We start from the raw sequence: 18,993 nt of genomic DNA on the forward strand, positions 1-18,993 counted from the left end.
CGCGCGTCAGGAGCTGAGGGCCGTCTCGACCTGCTGGGCGTAGAGGGAGGCGTAGAGGCCGCGGCGCTCGAGCAGCTCGAGGTGGGTGCCCGACTCGACGATGCGGCCGCCGTCGACGACGTGGATGACGTCGGCCGAGACGACCGTCGAGAGGCGGTGCGCGATCGCGATGGTGGTGCGGCCGCGGGCGGCGTCGTCGAGGGCGGTCTGCACGATCCGCTCCGAGACGGTGTCCAGCGCGCTGGTCGCCTCGTCGAGGATGAGCACGGCCGGGTCCTTCAGCAGCACGCGCGCGATCGCGAGGCGCTGCTTCTCGCCGCCGGAGAGCCGGTAGCCGCGCTCGCCGACGAGGGTGTCGTAGCCGTCGGGGAAGGACGCGATCGTGTCGTGGATGTTCGCGGACCGCGCGGCCGCCTCCAGCTCCTCCTGCGTCGCGCCGGGACGCGCGTAGCGGAGGTTGTCGGCGATCGTGGCGTGGAAGAGGTAGGTCTCCTGGCTGACGATGCCGATGTGCGAGACGAGCGACTCCTGCCGCAGCTCCCGGACGTCCGTGCCGGCGAAGCGGACGGAGCCCTCGGTGACGTCGTAGAGCCGGGGCACGAGGTAGGAGATCGTCGTCTTGCCGGCGCCGGAGGGACCGACGAAGGCGACGAACTCACCCGGCGCGATCGAGACCGAGACGTGGTCGAGGGTCGGCCGGACGTCGTCGGTCTGGTCGGGGTAGCGGAAGACGACCTCGTCCAGCTCGACTCGGCCGAGCTCGCCGTCGACGTCGCGGGCGCTCGCGCGGTCGGCGATGGCGGGCCGCAGGTCGAGGTACTCGAAGATGCGGGCGAAGAGCGCGCCGGCGGTCTGCAGGTCGAGCGCGACGCGCATCAGCCCGAGCAGCGGCCACATCAGCCGGGCCTGCACGGTGGTGAAGGCGACGACGGTGCCCGCGGTGACGGTCGTCCCGCCGAGGATCAGCCAGGCGGCGACGAGGTAGACGACCACGGGGATCACCGAGAGGAAGATCTGCACGGTCGCGAAGAACCACTGCCCGGACATCTGCTGGCGGACCTGGAGGTCGATCTGCCGGCCGTTCTCGTCGGCGTAGCGGGTCACCTCCGACTCCTGGCGGCCGAAGCTCTTGGCGAGCAGGATCCCGGAGACGCTCAGCGTCTCCTGCGTGATCGCCGTCATCTCGGACAGCGACTCCTGCGTCTTCGTGGCGATCCGGGCGCGGACCTGGCCGACCCGGCGCTGCGCGATCACGAGCACCGGGGTGAGCACCACCGCGACGATCGTCATCTGCCAGGAGAGCAGGAGCATCGCGACGACGGCCGCGATCACGGTGACGGTGTTGCCGAGCACGCTCGAGACGGTGTTGGTGAGGACGCTGGCCACGCCGCCGACGTCGTTCGCGAGGCGCGACTGGATGACTCCGGTGCGGGTGCGGGTGAAGAAGCCGAGCTCCATCGCCTGGAGGTGACGGAACAGCCGGATGCGCAGCTCGCCCATCACGCTGTTGCCGACCGTCGCGGTGAGGAAGGTCTGCCAGACGCCGAGCACGGCGGAGACCACCCAGATCAGCACCATCACGCCGACGAGCTCGAGCAGGACGGGGAGGTTCGGACGGCCCGACTCCGGGAACAGGCCGCGGTCGAAGGCGAGCTGGGTGAGCAGCGGCGGCACGACGGTGAGGGCGGCGCCGACGAGCACGAGGGCGACGGTGAGCGTGAGCTTGGTGCGGTGGGCGCGGAAGAGCGAGGCGATCCGGGAGAAGAGGTGGTCGATCCTCGGAGCGTCGGAGTTCTTCCGCCGCTGGGCGTCGGGGTCGCTGCTGGAGATCTTCCCGCGCACCGCCCCCGCGCGCATCCCGCCGCCGCTCGCGACGTCACCCATCCTGCTCATCGCTCGACCATAACCCCGGCCGCCGACACCGCCCGCGGCTTCCGCCCACGGCGAAGATGTGCTCAGCGGCGGGCCCGCGGCGGCGACCCTGCCGACCCTGACGGGCCGCGTTCCGCGGACTCCGCTCCCCGGGTCTCGATACGCCGCGTCCCGCGGCTACTCGACCTGCATGGACCACCGACCGTCCGCGGCATGCCTGTCCGGCCCGCCTCGCCATCGCGCTCATCCTGAGCGGCGCAGCGCGCTCACCCATGCTGGTCGAGTAGCCCCGCAGGGGCGTATCGAGACCCGACGTCACCAGCACGGCGGGTCTGCGGACTCAGGTACTGACGGTGGTGGATCTCGATACGCCCGCTTCGCGGGCTACTCGACCAGCATGAGCGGCCCGCTTCGCGGGCTACTCGATCAGCAGGAGCGGCCCGCTTCGCGGGCTGCTCGATCAGCATGGGGGCACCCCCGCACCGACGAGCCGGGAACGACAGGAGGCCCGGGCCCTGCGTGAGCAGGACCCGGGCCTCCGGACGGAACGGAGATCAGCCCTTCGTGGCGCCGGCGAGGAGGCCGCGGACGAAGAAGCGCTGGAGGGCGAAGAACACGATCAGCGGGACGATGATCGAGATGAACGCGCCGGCCGTGAGGAGCTCCCACGACTGGCCGTACGAGCCCGAGAGGTCCTGCAACGCCTTCGTGATCGGCAAGCCCTGTCCGGAGGTGAAGACCGTCGCGACCAGCAGGTCGTTCCAGACCCAGAGGAACTGGAAGATGCCGAACGAGGCGATCGCCGGGACCGACAGCGGCAGCACGATGCGGAAGAAGATCTGGCCGTGGCCGGCTCCGTCCACGCGGGCGGCCTCGATGACCTCGCCGGGGATCTCCGAGATGAAGTTGTGCAGCATGAAGATCGCGAGCGGGAGCGCGAAGATCGTGTGCGCGATCCACACCTTCGCGTACGAGCCGTCCAACCCGTTCACCCCGAGCCCGGGGAGGATGTAGAGGTTGCCGATGCGCAGGCCGTCCGAGAACAGCTGCAGCAGCGGGACGAGGGCCATCTGGATCGGCACGATCTGGAGCGAGAACACGAGCACGAAGAGCGTGTTGCGGCCCTTGAAGTCGATCCACGCGAACGCGTAGGCCGCGAGGCTGGCGATCGTGATCGGGATCAGCGCCGCCGGGAGCGTGATGACCAGTGAGTTCACGAACGCCTTGCCCAGGGTCAGGCTGTCGCCGGAGTTGAGCGCGTTCGCGTAGTTGTCGAGGGTGAAGCCGGGGTTGGCGAAGATCGTCCACCAGCCGGTGGTCTTGATGTCGTTCGCGGGGCGGAACGACGAGATGAACAGTCCGAGGGTCGGGATGGTCCAGATCGCCGCGATGATCGCGGCCGCGAGGGTCGCTCCGCGCGAGGTGGTGGCCTTGCGGACCTTGCCGCTGGCCGCCTCGATCTTGGACTCGCCGCGGGCGAGCGCGCGCTCGGTGCTGCGGTCGACCGGAACCTGGATCGGAGTGGGCGTGACGCTCATCGGATCTCCCTCTGCTTGGCGAGCTGGCGGGCGTTGTAGACGACGATCGGGAGCACGAGCAGGAACAGGATGACCGCGAGGGCCGCGCTGTAGCCGCTGCGGGCGCCGAGCTGGAACTGGCGCACCATCTCGAAGGCGAGGACGGTGGTGTCGGAGCGGCCGCCGGTCATCGCCGAGACGATGTCGAAGACCTTCAGCGACGCGATCGAGATCGTGGTCAGCACGACCACGATCGACGAGCGGATGCCCGGGACGACGACGTTCCAGAACGACTGCCAGGCGTTGGTGCCGTCCAGCGACGCCGCCTCGAGCTGCTCCGACGGGACGCCCTTGATGGCGGCCGAGAGGACCGTCATCGCGAAGCCGGCCTGGGTCCAGATCAGCACGACGACCAGGAACAGGGTGTTCCACGGCTCGAGGCCCAGCCAGTCGACGGGAGCGCCGCCGAACGCGGTGAGGATGCCGTTGAGGACACCGATCTGCTCGCCCTGGCGGGTGTCGTAGAAGAACTTGAAGATGATCGACGCGCCGACGAACGAGATCGCCATCGGCATGAAGACCAGCAGCTTGAAGAACTTCTCGCCGCGGCTCTTGTCGATGAACACCGCGTAGGCCAGGCCGATCGCGGTGGCGGTGATCGGGGCGAGGAGCACCCAGACCACGGTGTTGAGGAAGGCGGTCACACCGTCCGGGCTGGTGAAGACCCAGATGAAGTTGTCCAGGCCGGCGAAGCCGGAGCCGTCGTTCTTCATGAAGGCGTTCAGCGCCGTCGTGATCGTCGGGTAGATCAGGCCGATCAGGATGAAGAAGGCGGCCGGAGCCATGAACGCGATCAGCTGCAGTCCGTAGCCCGCGCCTTTGCGGGACCGGAAGTCGAGCAGGAAGAGGATGCCGCCGATGACCGCCGCCACGACCGCGACCCACATCACCGAGTTGTAGAGGCCGAACGCGAGGAGGAGGACCACCGGGAGCAGGACGGTGACGGCGAGGCGGAGGATCGTGTAGCCGGTGCCGCGCCGCGGGGCGATCTCGACGAAGAAGAGGATGATCGCGACGACCGCCGCGAACGCCAGAAGGATGATGGGGATCTGCGCGAGCGGGGGGATGCTCGCCAGCCACTGGAAGAAGCCGGACATGGACGCCCTTTCGAGTGCGACTCTGAACTCTGGTGAGGCCCGGTCCGGCCGGACCGCGGGTGCGATCCGGCCGGACGGGCATCGGTCGAGGGCCGCCGCTCCGGGGAGCGACGGCCCTCTCCGCGACTGCTAGGAGGTGTAGCCGGCCTGGATCTCCTCGAGGACCTGATCGGTGCTCGAGCCGTCGATCCAGTCGACCATGCCCTTCCAGAAGCTGTCGGCGCCGACGGACTTCGGCATGAGGTCCGAGCCGTCGAAGCGGAAGGTGGTCTCCGGGTCCTGGAGGATTCCGATGGAGTCCTTCAGGATGTCGCTGCCGGCGTTGGCGGCGTCGAGGCCGGTGTTCGCCGAGATGACGCCACCGAGCTTGACGCGGCTGTTCGCCCAGTCGGCGCTGGCCAGGTACTCCTGGACCTTCGCGGTGTCCTCGTCGTTCGAGAACGCGGCGACCATCTCGCCACCACCGGTGACGGCCTGGGCGTCGCCCGCCTCGGCCGGCGGGGTGAGGAAGGCCCAGACGTCGCCGTCCTCGGCCACGTTGGCGCCGGCCGAGATCAGGAAGCCCTCGAAGAAGGAGGCCTGGTGGGTCAGCGCGCAGGTGCCGTTGGCGACGTTCTGCGCGACGTCGCCGAAGGCGGTCGAGTTGATCGAGGAGACGTCGCCGTAGCCGGCGTTGACCAGCGTCGGGTCGAGGAGGATCGAGCCGACCTTGTCGAAGGCCGCCTTGATCTCGGGGTCGGTGAACGGGGTGTCGCCCGCGACCCAGGAGTCGTACACGTCGGGGCCGGCCTCGCGGAGGACGGCGTCCTCGATCCAGTCGGTGCCCGGCCAGCCGGACGCCTCACCGGAGTTGAAGCCCGCGCACCAGGACGGTCCGCCGGTCTTCTCGGCGATGGTCTTGCCCAGCGCCTCCATCTCGTCCCACGTGGTGGGCACGGAGACGCCCCACTCGGCGAACTTCTTCGGCGAGTACCAGATGTAGCCCTTGACGGAGGCCATCAGCGGCGCGCCGTACTGAGTGCCGTCGACCTGGCCGTACTTCTGCCAGTCCTCGGACCAGTTGTTCTGGACGTTGGTCAGGGCGCCCTCGGGCAGCTCCTGGACCTTGCCGGAGGCGACGGTGTCGGCGAGCAGACCCGGCTGCGGGAAGATCGCGAGGTCGGGGGTGTCGCCACCCTGGACCTTGATGCCGATCTGCTTCTCGAACTCCTTGTCGCCGGTGTACTTGATGTCGATGCCCGACTCCTTCTCCCAGTCCGCCCAGGACTGCTCGAGAAGGGTGGCCTCGTCGCCGTTGATGGTGCCGTAGATGTTGACGACGCCGTCGGCGGTGCCCACGGTGCCGGCGGAGCTGCCGCCGCCCGCGTTCGGGTCGTTCGGGTCGCTGCTGCTCGAGCAGCCGGCGAGGGCGATCCCGGCCGCTGCGAGAACGGCGACGGGAAGGGTGATACGGCGGTGCAGGGATGACCGCATGGTTCCTCCTCATTGAGTGGTGGTTCAGCCGAGGGCCGGTGCCGTCCGGCGGGCCGGCGGGCTGAGGCGACTCGAAGCAGGTGCTGCGACGACTCGGATGCTGTTGGTGGTTCCGTGCGGAGACTCTCCGAGCGGAACACCGGGTTCGTGTGGCTCGGGCCTCCACGGAGGGAAACCTTTCCACAAGATCGATGAAAGCACAACGGCGGTGATAGAGCGCTCTCTGAGATAACGATCCGGCGACGAACCGCGAGAATCCGGGCCGGTGGTCGGCTGGAGATCGATCTCGATGCTCCGGCCGCCCCGCGCGCGGGGTATAACTTTCTGGAACCGTTTCCAGCACCGACGCCGGACGGTCCGGGAGGAACGCCGTGCCAGGCATCGAAGAGGTCGCCGAGCTCGCGGGAGTGTCGAAGGCGACCGTCTCGCGCGCCCTCAGCGGTCGCGGCTACGTCTCCGCCGGGACGAAGCAGCGGGTCGAGCACGCCGCATCGAGCCTCGGCTACGTCGTCTCGGCCAACGCCTCGAGCCTCGTCACCGGGCGCAGCAACAACGTCGCGGTGATCATCCCCGTCATCAACCAGTGGTTCTTCGGCGGGATCATCGAGGGCATCGAGCGGGCCCTGCTCGCCGCCGGCTACGACCTGCTCCTCTACAACATCGACAAGCACCACGACGCGCGCCGCAGCGTCTTCGAGTACTACCTCGTCCGCAAGCGCGTCGACGCGATCGTCGCCGTGACCCTCGAGATCTCGCCCGACGAGACGGAGGCACTGCTCGCCCTGGGCAAGCCGATCGTCGGGATCGGCGGCTCGCTGCCGGGCATCCCGACCTTCAGCATCGACGACGTCGCCGCGGCCCGGCTCGCCACGGAGCACCTGCTCTCCCTCGGCCACGAGCGCATCGTCCACATCGGCGGACTGGCGGAGGAGGAGATGGACTTCCACGTGCACACCAAGCGCCACGAGGGCTTCTCGCAGGCCCTCGCTGCGGCGGGACTCGAGCGCGAGGCCGGCCACTTCGTGCCGACCCGGTTCGACATCCCCGGCGGGCACCGGGCCGGACGTCAGGTGCTGGGCGATCCGCGGACCCGGCCGACCGCGATCTTCGCCGCCTCCGACGAGATCGGGATCGGGATCATCCTCGCCGCGCGCGAGCTCGGGCTCTCGGTGCCGGAGGACGTCTCGATCATCGGGATCGACGACCACCCGCTGGCCGAGCTGTTCGGCCTGAGCTCGATCCGGCAGGACCCGCGGCAGCAGGGCGAGCTCGCCGTCGCCCTCGTGCTCGAGGCGCTGGCCGCGATCGCCCGGGGCGAGGCGCCGCCGCCCGCCCGGCACACGACCATCCCCGCCTCGCTCGTCATCCGCACCAGCACGTCGGCGCCGCGGGGCGCGAGAATCGGAGCATGAGCGACTCCGAGTCCCCCTCCCCCGTCGTCCGCGATGCGCCCGAGCGCTCCCGCTTCGAGATCTCCGTCGGCGGCGAGACGGCCGGCTTCGCGGCCTACGTCCGCCACGGCGACGAGGTCGTGCTGACCCACACCGTCGTCGACGACGCCTGGGAGGGCCACGGCCTCGGCAGCGTCCTCGCCCGCGCCGCGGTCCTCGCGGTGACGGAGGCGGGCGGCACGGTCGTCCCCCGCTGCCCCTTCGTCGCGGCCTGGCTCCGCAAGCACCCGGACTCGGGCGCCCGCGTCCGCTGGCCCGAGGACTGACCCGGGGCGGACGCGTCCGGCGGTGCGCGCACCCCCCTGCCGACGCGCCTCACGGCGCGCGCCCTCATGCCGACGCGCCTTGCAGCGCGCGCTTCTTTGCTGATCGAGTAGCCCGCGCAGCGGGCGTATCGAGCGGAGGGGGCGCCTCCGGCGCCATCGCAGGGCGGGGAAGAGACCGACGTGCATGCGGTGGTGGGTCTCGATACGCCCCTGCGGGGCTACTCGACCAGCATGTGTGCGGGTGTCTCTTCCAAGTAGATCCACCACCGGCAACACTCACTGCTGACGACCGCGGGTCTCGATACCCCCCTCCGGGGCTACTCGACCAGCATGGAAGCGAGCGCCGCCGCTCAGGCGGGCGGAGTGCGGGAGCCGATCTCCTGCAGGGACCAGGTGTTGCCGTCCGGGTCGGCGAAGTGGGCGTACTTCACGCCACCCATGTCCTGCACGTCGGACAGCTCGAGGCCGCGCTCGACCAGCTCGGCGCGCACGGCGGCGATGTCGTCGACGACGAGGTGCAGCCCGCGGACGACGCCGTCCTCCGGCCCGGGCCCCATGCCGGTGCCGATCACGATCGAGCACGCGGAGCCGGGCGGCGTCAGCTGGACGACCCGCATCGACGGCGAGGGCCGGACGTCGTGGTCGACGTGGAAGCCGACGACGTCCGCGTAGAACGCCAGCGCCCGATCGACGTCGGAGACGGGCACGGGGACGAGTTCGAGTCGCATCTGCACGCGCTCATCCTGCCCGAGTCGCTGACGACGGTGGGTCTCGATACGCCCCTCCGGGGCTACTCGACCAGCATGGGAGCACCGGAACGCGGTCGCCCCCTGCTGATCGAGTGGCCCGCGCAGCGGGCGTCTCCCTGCTGATCGAGTAGGCCGCACAGCGGGCGTCTCCTTGTTGATCGAGTAGGCCGCGCAGCGGGCGTATCGAGATCCACCACCGCCCGCAGTCACGGCAGACGACGGGCAGGCTCGAGACGCCCCGCTCAGGGCCACTCGACCAGCCGGCGTCACTTCCGGTAGGGCGGCAGGACGTCCAGCACGGTCACGGCGAAGTCGAGCATCTGGGTCGCGGAGGCGATGGCGTCGCTCACCTCGTCGACATCGATCTCGGGGGCCCCGATCTGCGGGTACTCGGCGGCGTTCCGGGTGCGCCGCATCCACTCGAAGCGCGTGACGACGCGCCCCATCGGCGGGTCGAACTGCGCCCGGGCCGCTTCGGACACCGCGACGTGACCGCCCTGCGAGGTGGGTCGCAGCCCCTGGATCGCGAAGACCGCCGTGAGCGCCTTCCGGGCGGCGTCGTACGCGGCGCTGAAAGCCAGTTCGAGATCGTCCTCGCGGACTCTCTCCGCGGAGAGGACATGTCTCCGTGCCTGCTCGATCAGCCTCTCCGCGTGCTCGCGATTCGCAGGCACCTGCTCCATCCGCCGGGCAGTCAGCAGCGCATCGACGGTGTCCCGCCCCTTCTCCCACCGCAGGACTCCACTCATTCGGCCACTCCGTTCCCCACATCCAGCCGGACCAGCGGACGTGTCTTCAGCGTCTGGAGGAAGGGATCAGACGCCTCGTCCCATCGACGACGACTCACCGATCTGATGTCGACCTCGCGCCCGAGCTCGGACTGCGCCGCCGTCGCCGCGTCGAGCAGATCCGCCCGATCCGGCCCGCCGATGACGAGCACATCCACGTCGGCGGGATCGGCCCCCTCCTCACCCGCCATGCGGGCGGCCCACGACCCGTGGATGTAGGCCTCCTCGATGAGGGGGATCCCGCTCAGGACCCGGGAGAGGACGACTCGGGGTCCGTAGGCGTACTCCACGATGATCCGCACCGGCGCCGCCAGCGGATGCGCCTCGTTCGCGCGCACATAGCGGTTGCGGCCCGAACGACGCTCCAGCACGAAGCCGGAGGCGACGAGCCGCTCGATCTCCCTCTGCACCGAGGAGGGCGACGCCTCGATGCGCTCCGCGAGCGCACTCAGCGAGCTCTCGCCCGGCCGCAGCATCAGCGCCGCGAGCAGATTGCCCTGCAGATCGGAGCGCAGCAGGGGCGCGATGGTCGGAACGGTCGATTTCACATTCCGGACGATATCACCTGTAATGCGCACTCGTCGAGGTTCTGTCGTCTTGCATCGGACGCCTCTTCCGGAGGCAGGCTCCCCATCACGTTGATCGAGCAGCCCGCGCAGTGGGCGTATCGAGATCGCCCACCGTCAGCACTCACTGCTGACGATCGTGGGTCTCGATACGCCCCGTCGGGGCTACTCGACCAGCAAGAGTGCGGGCATCCCCGCCCCATGCTGATCGAGTAGGCCGCGCAGCGGGCGTATCGAGATCCACCACCGTCGGCGGTCACGGCTGACGACCGCGGGTCTCGATACGCCCCTGCGGGGCTACTCGACCAGCATGTGCGCGCGCGAGGGCGCGCCGGGGTCAGTCGCGGGGGGCGACGACGAGGCGCTCGTGCATGATCTCGACGGCTCGCTCGAGGACGCGGCGGTCCTCGGGGCGGAGGTCGGCGAAGATCGGCGTGAGGGCGTCGCCCAGCTGGGTGCGCCACGCGGTGAGCGCGGCGGCGCCGTCGGGGGCGAGGCGGATCTGCCAGGCCCGCGCGTCCACCGGGTCGGCGATGCGGTCGAGCCAGCCGGCCTCGACGAGGTTCTTCACGATCTTGGTCATCGTCGGCTGCGAGACGCGGCTCTGGGTCGCCAGCTCGCCCAGGCGCATCGGCCCCATCGACAGCAGCACCGAGAGGGTGCGCCAGACCGCCTGCGACTCCTGGTTGTCGGTGGCCTGCGCCGCGAGGCGGGTGATCCGGTGCGTCACCGAGACGAAGTCGCTCAGCAGCTCGCTCAGCGAGACCTCGCTGGGCGGCACGTCGCGGGCCGGCAGGCCTGCGAGCGGATCGATAGCAGTCACCCGCCGATTCTAGAGGCTGCGTCGCGCGGCACCGGGGAGGCCGGTCACCCCCGGTCGGGGACGCCGGGGCGGAGACGACAGCGCGGCGAGGACAGGGCGACGACGAGCGGGAACGACGAAGGGCGCCGCCTCCGAGGAGACGACGCCCTGCGCCGGTGGGCCCGCCCGAGGGAGGACCCGTGCACCCTGACGGGTGCGAGGGGATTACTTGACGGTGACGGTCGCGCCGGCGGCCTCGAGCTGGGCCTTGGCCTTCTCGGCGGTCTCCTTGTTGACGGCCTCGAGGACAGCCTTGGGGGCGCCGTCGACGACAGCCTTCGCCTCGCCGAGGCCGAGGCTCGTGAGCGCGCGGACCTCCTTGATGACCTGGATCTTCTTCTCGCCGGCGGCCTCGAGCACGACGTCGAACTCGGTCTGCTCCTCGACCTCTTCGGCCGGGGCGGCCGGGCCGGCGACACCAGCAGCGGCGACGGGCGCGGCGGCGGTGACCTCGAAGACCTCTTCGAACTTCTTCACGAACTCAGAGAGCTCGATGAGCGTGAGCTCCTTGAAGGCCTCGATGAGCTCGTCCTGCGTGAGCTTTGCCATGATTTTTCTCCTTGTTGTTTCTTGTCTACGAACCGCGTGCGCACTGCCTCCCGGAGGGAAGCGTCAGCTCGCGGACTCCTGCTTCTCGCGCAGTGCCTCGACCGTGCGAACGGCCTTGGACAGCGGCGCCTGGAACAGGTAAGCGGCACCGAAGAGCGAGGCCTTGAAGGCGCCGGCGAGCTTGCCGAGCAGCACTTCACGGGACTCGAGGTCGGCGAGCTTTCCCACCTCTTCCGCGGTCAGCGGGTTACCGTCGAAGTAACCGCCCTTGACCACGAGGAGAGGGTTTGCCTTGGCGAAGGCACGCAGCGACTTCGCAACGGCGACGGGGTCGCCGTGCACGAACGCGATGGCCGAAGGGCCAGCGAGCTCGGCGTCGAAAGACGAGATCCCGGCGTTGTTCGCCGCGATCTTGGTCAGCGTGTTCTTCACCACGGCGTAGGTCGCGTGCTCACTGATGTCCTTGCGCAGCGTCTTGAGCTGAGCAACAGTGAGACCGCGGTACTCGGTCAGCAGAACGGCGGTCGAACTCTGGAACTTCTCCGTGAGTTCGGCGACCGAGGCTTCCTTGTTCGCCATGGCTACTCCTGTGAATTCTCGTGCCGGTAGCCCGAAGGCACGCAAAGAAAAAGGCTCCGGCGCAGGAGCGCGGGAGCCTGGGGAACGCGATGAACGCGGAACACATCTCTTGCACACCTGCGCGGGCCATTCGCTTCGCGAATCCTTCGTCCGGCGGCGATCCGCGGGGCCTGGGCCCTGCTCGTGCGCACACCGGAAACCGGCGGTCTTTGGCTTCGGGAAGCGTACGACGTGGACGGGGCCGTGCGCAAGTCGGATCGACACGGGATGCTGGAGGGATGACCGGCCCGTCCTTTCCTCCCGACCCCGAGCCCGGCGGGCACGCCGAAGGCGACCGCGCGACCGAGGGCGCGACCGAAAGCGCGACGGACACCGCGATCGCCGCCGTCGAGGGCGAGCTGAGCACCCTCTTCAACCGAGTGCGCGACGCGATGCGCTCCGCCGCCGAGCGCCTGCACCCCGACCTCAGCACCGTCGGGTACCGGACGCTCGCCACCCTGGAGCGGCGCGGCCCGATGCACTCGGGCGCCCTAGCCGAGCTGCTCGAGACGGACAAGTCCTCGATCAGCCGGCAGATCTCCGCGCTCGACCGCCTCGGTCTGCTGCAGCGCTCCCCCGATCCCGACGACGGGCGCGCGACGATCCTCTCGGTGCCGCCGGAGACCGCCGAGCGGATGCGGGCGATCCGCAGCTCCCGCCAGGCGCTGATGCACGAGGAGCTGCGCCGCTGGGACGCGGGCGACGTCGAGCTCTTCGCCGTCCTCCTGCGCCGCATCACCGCCCTGGACATGCGCGGCGCTACCACCGACCCAGCCGACGGACAATCGGGCGCGGGCCCTACGCCGACCGCGTAGCGTCCACGGGGATGGAACCGCTCGCTCCTCCCTCCCTTCCCGGCGACGTCGACGGCGCTCTGGCCCTCGCCCGCACCCTCTCCGCCGACCCGCCGCGGCCCGGCACCGGCCGCACCGCCGAGCTGCACGGCCTGCTCGAGCGCCTGGCCCGGCACGATCTCGGCGTCGCCCGCGCGATCGAGCCGCACCTCGACGCGCTCGCGATCCTCGGCGAGGCGGGCCTGTCCGCCGCGGACCTCGGCGTCCAGGACGACGCGGTCTGGGGCGTCTTCGCGGCCGAGGGCGGCGACGAGCCGCTCGTCGCGACTCCCGAGGGCGACGCCTGGCGACTGGACGGCGTGAAGCCCTGGTGCTCGCTGGCCGGCCGCCTGGACGCGGCGCTGATCACGGCGCACGTCGGCGACGGCTCCGGCGAGCGCCGCCTCTTCGCCGTGCGCCTCGGCGACGGCACCGCGACCCCGGAGGAGAACGCCTGGCACCCCCGCGGGTTGACCGAGATCCCGAGCGGGCCGGTGCGCTTCGCCGGTGCGCGCGCCCAGGAGGTCGGCGCTCCCGGCTGGTACCTCTCGCGACCGGGCTTCGGCTGGGGCGGCATCGGCGTGGCCGCCTGCTGGCTCGGCGGGGCCCGGGGGGTCGCCGCCACGCTGGCCCGGGCGGCCGCCCGCCGCGAGGACCCGCACCTGCTCGCGCACCTCGGCGCGGTGGACACCGCCCTGTCCGCCGGGCGCCGCACGCTCGACGAGGCCTCGGCGCTGATCGACGCGGGCGAGGCCGAGGGCGCGCGCGGCGCACTGCTGGCCAAGCGGGTCCGCGGCACGGTCGCGAGCGCCGTGGAGGAGATCCTGCTGCGCGCCGGCCGCGCGCTCGGACCGGCTCCGCTGGCCCTCGACGCGGAGCACGCGAAGCGGGTCGCCGACCTCGCCCTCTACGTCCGCCAGCACCACGCCGAGCGCGACGACGCGGCCCTGGGCCGCGCGGTCCTCGCCAGCGGCGAGACGGAGGAGTGGTGAGCCGCGTCATCGAGTTCGACGGTCACCTCGAGGGAACCCCGGTCGAGCGCTGGCGCGAGGACGGGCGGCTCGACCGGCTGCCGGTCCTTCCGGAGCACGCACTCCTCTCCGTCGACCGCGTGCTCGTCGTGGTCGCGCACGCCGATGACGAGACGCTCGGCTGCGGCGGCACGATCGCCCTGGCCCGCCACCTCGGCGTCCCCGTGGACGTCGTGATCGTGACGGACGGCGGCGCGGCGCACGGCGCCTCCTCCCCCGGGGCCGCGGCCGCCCTCGTCGCCGAGCGCCGCGCCGAGGCACGGGCCGCGCTCGATGAGCTCGGCCCCGGGATCGGACTCGCCTTCCTCGACGTCCCCGACTCCGGCACCCCCGAGCACCGCGACCGGATCCTCGCGGAGGTGCTCGCCCGCGCCGCCGCCGAACACGGCCGGGTCCTCCTGCTCTCCACCTGGACCGGCGACGGCCACCGCGATCACCGCGTCGTCGGCGAGGTCTGCGCCGAGGCGGCCGCCACCCTCGGCCACCCGCTGCTCGCGGCGCCGATCTGGCTCTGGCACTGGGCCGCACCCGACGACGCCGAGGTGCCGTGGCCGGCGCTCGTCCGCGTCCAGGCCGACGAGGACCTGCGGGAGCGGAAGGCCCGCGCCCGCGAGCGCTATCCGAGCCAGACCGCGCCGGGACCCGGCGGGATCGCCCCGGTCCTCCACCCGCGCTTCGTCCGGGCCTTCGCCGGCGACGACCGCCTGATCCGGGTCCGCTGATGGCCCGCACGGAGCTAGCGCACGGCGATCCGACCGACAAGTGGCGGAGAGAAGCCCCGATCCTGCCTAGGCTCGGGGGGACGGACGGGCGCGGCCCCGGCGACGAGGACACGGGGATGAGCTACTTCGACGAGCTGTACGAGCGGCACGAGGACCCCTGGGGGTACACGAGCCGCTGGTACGAGGAGCGCAAGCGCGCCCTCACCCTCGCGAGCCTGCCCGAGCGCCGCTACGACTCCGTCCTCGAGATCGGCTCCTCGATCGGCGTGCTGGCCGAAGCGCTCGCCGCGCGGGCCGAGCACCTGCTGGCGATCGACGTCTCCGCGGCCGCCGTGGAGCGGGCCGCTCGCCGGCTCGCGGCGCTCGCGCACGTGCGGGTCGAGCACCACGACATCACGCGCGGGGTGCCGGAGGGTCCGTTCGACCTGATCGTGCTCTCCGAGGTCGGCTACTACCTGGGGCGCGAGACGCTCGAGCGCACGCTGCGCGGGGTGCGCGACCGGCTCTCCGCCTCCGGCGAGCTCGTCACCGTGCACTGGCGGCACCCGATCGACGGCCTCGAGCTCGACGGCGACGCCGTCCAGAGCGCCGTCGCCGGTCTCGGCCTGCACCGGATCGCCCGACACGAGGAGGAGGACCTCCTGCTCGAGGTCCACTCGCGCGACGGCCGCTCGGTCGCCCGGCGGACGGGGCTGCTGTGACCCGGATCGAGGAGCTGCTGGTGGTCGTGCCGGCCCACGACGAGGAGGAGCGGATCGGCGCCACCGTCGCGTCGATCCTCCGGAGCGCCGCGCACCTCGCCACGACCGCCCCCGACATCGCGGTCCGGCTGATCGTCGTGGCCGACGGCTGCACGGACGCGACGGTGGAGCGCGCGCGGGCCGCGGGCTCCGAGGTCCTCGAGCTCGAGCGCTGCGGAGTCGGCGCGGCGCGGGCGGCCGGGATCGCGCACGCCCTCGGCTCCGTCCCCGGCTCCGTTCCGGACGACCGGGTCTGGCTCGCGAACACCGACGCCGACACCGTCGTGCCGGAGGAGTGGCTGCTCGAGCACGTCGAGCACGCCCGCCACCACGACGCGCTGGTCGGCACGGTCCGGCCCGACCCGTCCGACCTCTCGCCGGAGATGTACGGCCGCTGGCAGCGCACCCGGGAGCGGGAGGAGTCGATCGGCAGCATCCACGGCGCGAATCTCGGCGTGCGGGCGAGCGCCTACCTGGCGGCCGGCGGCTTCGGCGGCGAGCCGCTGCACGAGGACGTCCTCCTGGTCGAGCGGCTGCACGCCGCCGGCGCCCGGGTGGGAGCGACCGACCGCGGCGAGGTGACCACCTCGGGACGCCGCCGCAACCGCGTGGACGGCGGCTACGGCCCCTACCTGCACGACCGGTTCGCGGACGCTCCGGTCTGCTGACCCCCTCGCGCGGGGACGACCTCTGCTATTACGCGCGGGCGCAAGCAGATCCGCGAGGCCGTTGTCAACGGTCCGGGCCTGAATTGTCACGGCATCCGCAGGAGAGTGGAATGGGGGCCGAGCACGACCCTGTGCTCTCTCCGATGGAAGGGTCACCGCATGAATCCCCGCCTCGTCCTGCTGGCGCTCGTCGCCCTCGCCGCGTACGTCTTCGGCGCCCGCGCCGGCCGCGGACGCTACGAAGAGCTCCGCCATCTCGCACTCGGTGTGTGGAACGACCCGGCCACGAAGAAGACGCGCAAGAAGCTCAAGAAGACCTCGAAGCGCGAGGCGAAGCACTTCACCGCGGTCGCCGACAAGGCACGCGCGAAGGTGCAGCGCTCACTCCGCTGATCGACATCATCTGCAAGGACGCCTTCACGACAGGCGTTGACGCTCGCACCGGAACGGCCGGTCGAGCACACTACGAAGGAGACACATCATGGGCATCATCGGTTGGATCGTTCTCGGCCTCATCGCCGGCGCACTCGCAAAGCTCATCCTGCCCGGCAAGCAGGGCGGCGGATGGATCATCACCATCATCCTCGGCATCGTCGGCGCCCTCCTCGGAGGATTCATCGGCGGCGCGCTCTTCGGGCGCGACGACCCGATGGGCTTCAACCTCGTCAGCATCATCCTCGCTGTCGTCGGCGCCATCATCGTGCTGCTGATCTACGGCGCGATCACCGGCCGCAAGTCCCGCGCGTAGTCACGCGACCCCCGAAGGCCCCCGGCATCCGTGCCGGGGGCCTTCGTCGTTCCCCGAGCGTCCGATGGCGCCGGACGACCGCCGATGTTCGCCGGCGGCGCAAGGCCTTGCACCTGGGAGGCCCCGGGGCGTGGACTGTACTCCGGCCGCAAGCTCTCCGATGCGGCCGATCCCCGGACGAAAGGACGCTCGAGTATGAGCACGGACGCGAACACTGTCCCCACGATCACCCTCAACAACGGAGTCGAGATCCCGCAGCTGGGCTTCGGTGTCTTCCAGATCGACCCCGCCGAGACCAAGGACGCGACGCTCGCCGCCCTCGAGGTCGGCTACCGCCACATCGACACCGCCGAGATGTACGGCAACGAGGCCGGCGTCGGCGAGGCCGTGCGCGCCTCCGGCCTCGACCGCTCCGAGGTCTTCGTCACCTCGAAGCTCAACAACGGCTTCCACGCCCGCGAGGACGCTCTGCAGGCGATCGACGACACCCTCGCCGAGCTGAAGTTCGACTACGTCGACCTCTTCCTCATCCACTGGCCGCTGCCGAAGGTGGGCGACTACCTGGAGACCTGGAAGGCGATGGAGGAGATCTACCGCAGCGGCAAGGCGAAGGCGATCGGCGTCTCCAACTTCCAGACCAACCACCTCAACCGGCTCCGGGCCGAGGCGACGATCGTCCCGGCCGTGAACCAGATCGAGGTGCACCCCTTCCTCACGCAGGAGGAGCTTCGCGCCTACGGCGTCGAGCACGGCATCGCGACCGAGGCCTGGTCGCCGATCGCGCAGGGCAAGGTCCTGGACGACGAGGCGATCGTGCGCATCGCGCACAGCGTCGACCGCTCCCCCGCGCAGGTCGTCCTGCGCTGGCACATCCAGCGCGGCGACATCGTCTTCCCGAAGTCGGTCACCCGCACGCGCGTGGAGGAGAACTTCGCGCTCTTCGACTTCGAGCTGGACGACGAGTCGATGACGGCGATCTCCGCGCTCAACCGCGACGAGCGCACCGGCCCGAACCCGGACGAGTTCAACTACATCCCCAGCTGACCCTCGGCTGCTGAGCCGGCACCCCCGGCTCGCCCTCACGCCTCCGGCTCGCGGGATCCTCGGATCCCCGCGAGCCGGAGGCGTCTCCACGTGCCGGAGCTCCCGTGGGAGACCTCCGGCACGCAGAAACCGCGGACTCCAGCGAGCCGGACACCATTCCACGAGCCGAGGGTCCCCCCGCCTCAGCTCCGGCACGCGGAAGCACCCTCGGCACGCGGAAACCGCGGGTTCCAGCGAGCCGGACACCGATCCACGAGCCGAAGCTCCCCACACCACACCTCCGGCACGCGGGATCACCTCCGGCACGCAGAAACCGCGGACTCCAGCGAGCCGGACACCATTCCGCGAGCCCGAGGTAGGCCGGGCGCAGCTTCGGCTCGCGGAAACGACTCCGGCTCGCGGGATCCGTGGATTCCTGCGAGCCGGAGGGTGTTTCGCGAGCCGGAGCGGCGCGGAGGCGGGTGGTGGCTACTGCGAGTCGCGCCAGGAGTGCTCGGGGGCGTAGCCGAGGACCTCGCGGGCGTGGTCGATCGAGAGCAGCGTGTCGTTCACGCCGAGCTCGCCGCGCAGCTCGACGCCGGGGAAGACCTCGGCGACCAGCTCGTCGTTCGGGCGGGTCATCACGGTGTCGGCCGCCGCGATGATGAAGCGGTCGAAGCCGGGCTCGCGGTGCGCGAGGGCCTTCTCGACCGCCTGGGCGCCGTCGCGGCCGTCGATGTAGCCCCAGAGGTTCCACTTGCGCAGCGTCGCGTCGGCGTCGAAGGACGGGAACTCGGCGTAGTCCTCCTCGTTCATCACGTTGGAGAAGCGCAGTCCGATGATGGTCAGGTCCTCGTGCCAGCGGCAGAGCTCGATCGCGAGCTGCTCCTCGAGGTGCTTGGTCAGCGAGTAGACCGACTCCGGGCGGGCCGGGTACTTCTCGTCGACCGGGATGTAGGGCGGCGGCACGTCGAACGGCAGGCCGAGCACCGTCTCGCTGGACGCGTAGACGATGCTGCGGATGCCCGCGCGGATCGCCGCGTGGAAGACGTTGAAGGTCGACGACATGTTGTTCTGGAAGGTCGCGATGTCCGGGACGATGCCCGGCGCCGGGACGGCCGCGAGGTGCACGACCGCGTCGATGCCCTCGTAGCGGTCGCCCACGGCCTGCAGGGCGTCGACGACCTGCCCGTAGTCGGTGATGTCGATGCTGATGACGCCCTCGCCGCGCGTTCCCGCACGGTCGAGGACGAAGACGTCGTGGCCGGACTCGCGGAGACGGGTGACGACGCTGCGGCCGAGTTTCCCGGATCCACCGGTGACTGCGATTCTCATGCCTCGAACGCTAACGGGCCGCGGG

General features: G+C 70.8%; 21 protein-coding genes. 10 read left to right on the forward strand and 11 right to left on the reverse strand.

Annotated elements, in window-relative coordinates; translation table 11 throughout:
- Positions 1 to 6: 6 nt before the first annotated feature.
- The 4 genes from EDF36_RS15420 to EDF36_RS15435 all read right to left on the reverse strand — a co-directional run bounded on the left by EDF36_RS15420 (position 7) and on the right by EDF36_RS15435 (position 6,019).
- Positions 7 to 1,884, reverse strand: coding sequence for an ABC transporter ATP-binding protein (locus EDF36_RS15420; protein ID WP_123705267.1), 1,878 nt, complete (start codon positions 1,882 to 1,884; stop codon positions 7 to 9).
- A gap of 542 nt (positions 1,885 to 2,426) precedes the next feature.
- A complete protein-coding gene (locus EDF36_RS15425; protein ID WP_123447787.1) occupies positions 2,427 to 3,410 on the reverse strand; it encodes a carbohydrate ABC transporter permease in 984 nt (327 codons plus the stop codon).
- Positions 3,407 to 4,546 (reverse strand): carbohydrate ABC transporter permease, encoded by a 1,140-nt coding sequence (locus EDF36_RS15430; RefSeq protein ID WP_123447788.1) that lies wholly within the window; start codon positions 4,544 to 4,546, stop codon positions 3,407 to 3,409. The genes EDF36_RS15425 and EDF36_RS15430 overlap by 4 nt, the downstream gene beginning before the upstream one ends.
- 129 nt (positions 4,547 to 4,675) lie before the next feature.
- The gene (locus tag EDF36_RS15435; protein ID WP_123447789.1) at positions 4,676 to 6,019 is read right to left on the reverse strand and encodes an ABC transporter substrate-binding protein; all 1,344 of its coding nucleotides are present in this window, start codon (positions 6,017 to 6,019) and stop codon (positions 4,676 to 4,678) included.
- A gap of 371 nt (positions 6,020 to 6,390) precedes the next feature.
- On the opposite strand from EDF36_RS15435, the gene EDF36_RS15440 reads away from it, so the two are divergent.
- Both EDF36_RS15440 and EDF36_RS15445 read left to right on the forward strand, forming a co-directional pair.
- Entirely contained in the window at positions 6,391 to 7,431 is a 1,041-nt protein-coding gene (locus EDF36_RS15440) for a LacI family DNA-binding transcriptional regulator (RefSeq protein WP_123705269.1), read from the forward strand.
- Positions 7,428 to 7,736, forward strand: coding sequence for a GNAT family N-acetyltransferase (locus EDF36_RS15445; RefSeq protein WP_123705270.1), 309 nt, complete (start codon positions 7,428 to 7,430; stop codon positions 7,734 to 7,736). Before EDF36_RS15440 ends, EDF36_RS15445 begins: the two co-directional genes overlap by 4 nt.
- 350 nt (positions 7,737 to 8,086) lie before the next feature.
- Here the strand turns inward: EDF36_RS15445 and EDF36_RS15450 are convergent, their stop codons facing one another.
- From EDF36_RS15450 to rplJ, 6 genes are all read right to left on the reverse strand, one after another.
- Positions 8,087 to 8,470: a VOC family protein gene (locus tag EDF36_RS15450; protein ID WP_185020502.1), complete on the reverse strand. Its 384-nt coding sequence runs from the start codon at positions 8,468 to 8,470 to the stop codon at positions 8,087 to 8,089.
- A gap of 281 nt (positions 8,471 to 8,751) precedes the next feature.
- A complete protein-coding gene (locus EDF36_RS15455; protein WP_123733679.1) occupies positions 8,752 to 9,234 on the reverse strand; it encodes a HEPN domain-containing protein in 483 nt (160 codons plus the stop codon).
- Complete coding sequence (locus tag EDF36_RS15460; protein ID WP_123733680.1) at positions 9,231 to 9,821, reverse strand: winged helix-turn-helix domain-containing protein; 591 nt, start codon at positions 9,819 to 9,821, stop codon at positions 9,231 to 9,233. Before EDF36_RS15460 ends, EDF36_RS15455 begins: the two co-directional genes overlap by 4 nt.
- 355 nt (positions 9,822 to 10,176) lie before the next feature.
- A complete protein-coding gene (locus tag EDF36_RS15465; protein ID WP_260300742.1) occupies positions 10,177 to 10,662 on the reverse strand; it encodes a MarR family winged helix-turn-helix transcriptional regulator in 486 nt (161 codons plus the stop codon).
- 204 nt (positions 10,663 to 10,866) lie between these two features.
- On the reverse strand, positions 10,867 to 11,250 hold the full coding sequence (gene rplL, locus EDF36_RS15470) for a 50S ribosomal protein L7/L12 (RefSeq protein ID WP_055791021.1): 384 nt from the start codon (positions 11,248 to 11,250) through the stop codon (positions 10,867 to 10,869).
- A 63-nt stretch (positions 11,251 to 11,313) separates the two neighbouring features.
- Positions 11,314 to 11,829, reverse strand: a complete 516-nt coding sequence (gene rplJ, locus EDF36_RS15475) for a 50S ribosomal protein L10 (protein WP_123447792.1) — start codon at positions 11,827 to 11,829, stop codon at positions 11,314 to 11,316.
- Between the two features lie 278 nt (positions 11,830 to 12,107).
- Here rplJ and EDF36_RS15480 point away from each other — a divergent pair, with 278 nt between their 5' ends.
- The 8 genes from EDF36_RS15480 to EDF36_RS15515 all read left to right on the forward strand — a co-directional run bounded on the left by EDF36_RS15480 (position 12,108) and on the right by EDF36_RS15515 (position 17,654).
- Positions 12,108 to 12,683, forward strand: coding sequence for a MarR family winged helix-turn-helix transcriptional regulator (locus EDF36_RS15480; protein ID WP_185020503.1), 576 nt, complete (start codon positions 12,108 to 12,110; stop codon positions 12,681 to 12,683).
- Positions 12,684 to 12,694: 11 nt separating this feature from the next.
- Positions 12,695 to 13,693 carry an acyl-CoA dehydrogenase family protein gene (locus EDF36_RS15485; protein ID WP_123733682.1) on the forward strand — a complete coding sequence of 333 codons (999 nt, stop codon included), beginning with the start codon at positions 12,695 to 12,697 and terminating at the stop codon, positions 13,691 to 13,693.
- On the forward strand, positions 13,690 to 14,454 hold the full coding sequence (locus EDF36_RS15490) for a PIG-L deacetylase family protein (protein ID WP_185020504.1): 765 nt from the start codon (positions 13,690 to 13,692) through the stop codon (positions 14,452 to 14,454). The genes EDF36_RS15485 and EDF36_RS15490 overlap by 4 nt, the downstream gene beginning before the upstream one ends.
- A 116-nt stretch (positions 14,455 to 14,570) precedes the next feature.
- A complete protein-coding gene (locus tag EDF36_RS15495) occupies positions 14,571 to 15,155 on the forward strand; it encodes an SAM-dependent methyltransferase (protein ID WP_123705274.1) in 585 nt (194 codons plus the stop codon).
- Positions 15,152 to 15,862 (forward strand): glycosyltransferase family 2 protein, encoded by a 711-nt coding sequence (locus EDF36_RS15500; protein ID WP_123733683.1) that lies wholly within the window; start codon positions 15,152 to 15,154, stop codon positions 15,860 to 15,862. Before EDF36_RS15495 ends, EDF36_RS15500 begins: the two co-directional genes overlap by 4 nt.
- Before the next feature lie 159 nt (positions 15,863 to 16,021).
- Positions 16,022 to 16,255: a YtxH domain-containing protein gene (locus EDF36_RS15505; protein ID WP_123447798.1), complete on the forward strand. Its 234-nt coding sequence runs from the start codon at positions 16,022 to 16,024 to the stop codon at positions 16,253 to 16,255.
- 88 nt (positions 16,256 to 16,343) lie between these two features.
- Positions 16,344 to 16,610 (forward strand): GlsB/YeaQ/YmgE family stress response membrane protein, encoded by a 267-nt coding sequence (locus tag EDF36_RS15510; RefSeq protein ID WP_056041656.1) that lies wholly within the window; start codon positions 16,344 to 16,346, stop codon positions 16,608 to 16,610.
- Positions 16,611 to 16,805: 195 nt separating this feature from the next.
- Positions 16,806 to 17,654 (forward strand): aldo/keto reductase, encoded by an 849-nt coding sequence (locus EDF36_RS15515; protein WP_123733684.1) that lies wholly within the window; start codon positions 16,806 to 16,808, stop codon positions 17,652 to 17,654.
- A gap of 468 nt (positions 17,655 to 18,122) precedes the next feature.
- Here EDF36_RS15515 and EDF36_RS15520 read toward each other — a convergent pair whose 3' ends face one another.
- Positions 18,123 to 18,968, reverse strand: coding sequence for an NAD(P)-dependent oxidoreductase (locus EDF36_RS15520; RefSeq protein ID WP_123447800.1), 846 nt, complete (start codon positions 18,966 to 18,968; stop codon positions 18,123 to 18,125).
- Positions 18,969 to 18,993 lie beyond the last annotated feature (25 nt).

Origin of the sequence: Rathayibacter sp. PhB152, assembly GCF_003751395.1 — a bacterium.
Classification (GTDB): Bacteria; Actinomycetota; Actinomycetes; order Actinomycetales; family Microbacteriaceae; genus Rathayibacter; species Rathayibacter festucae.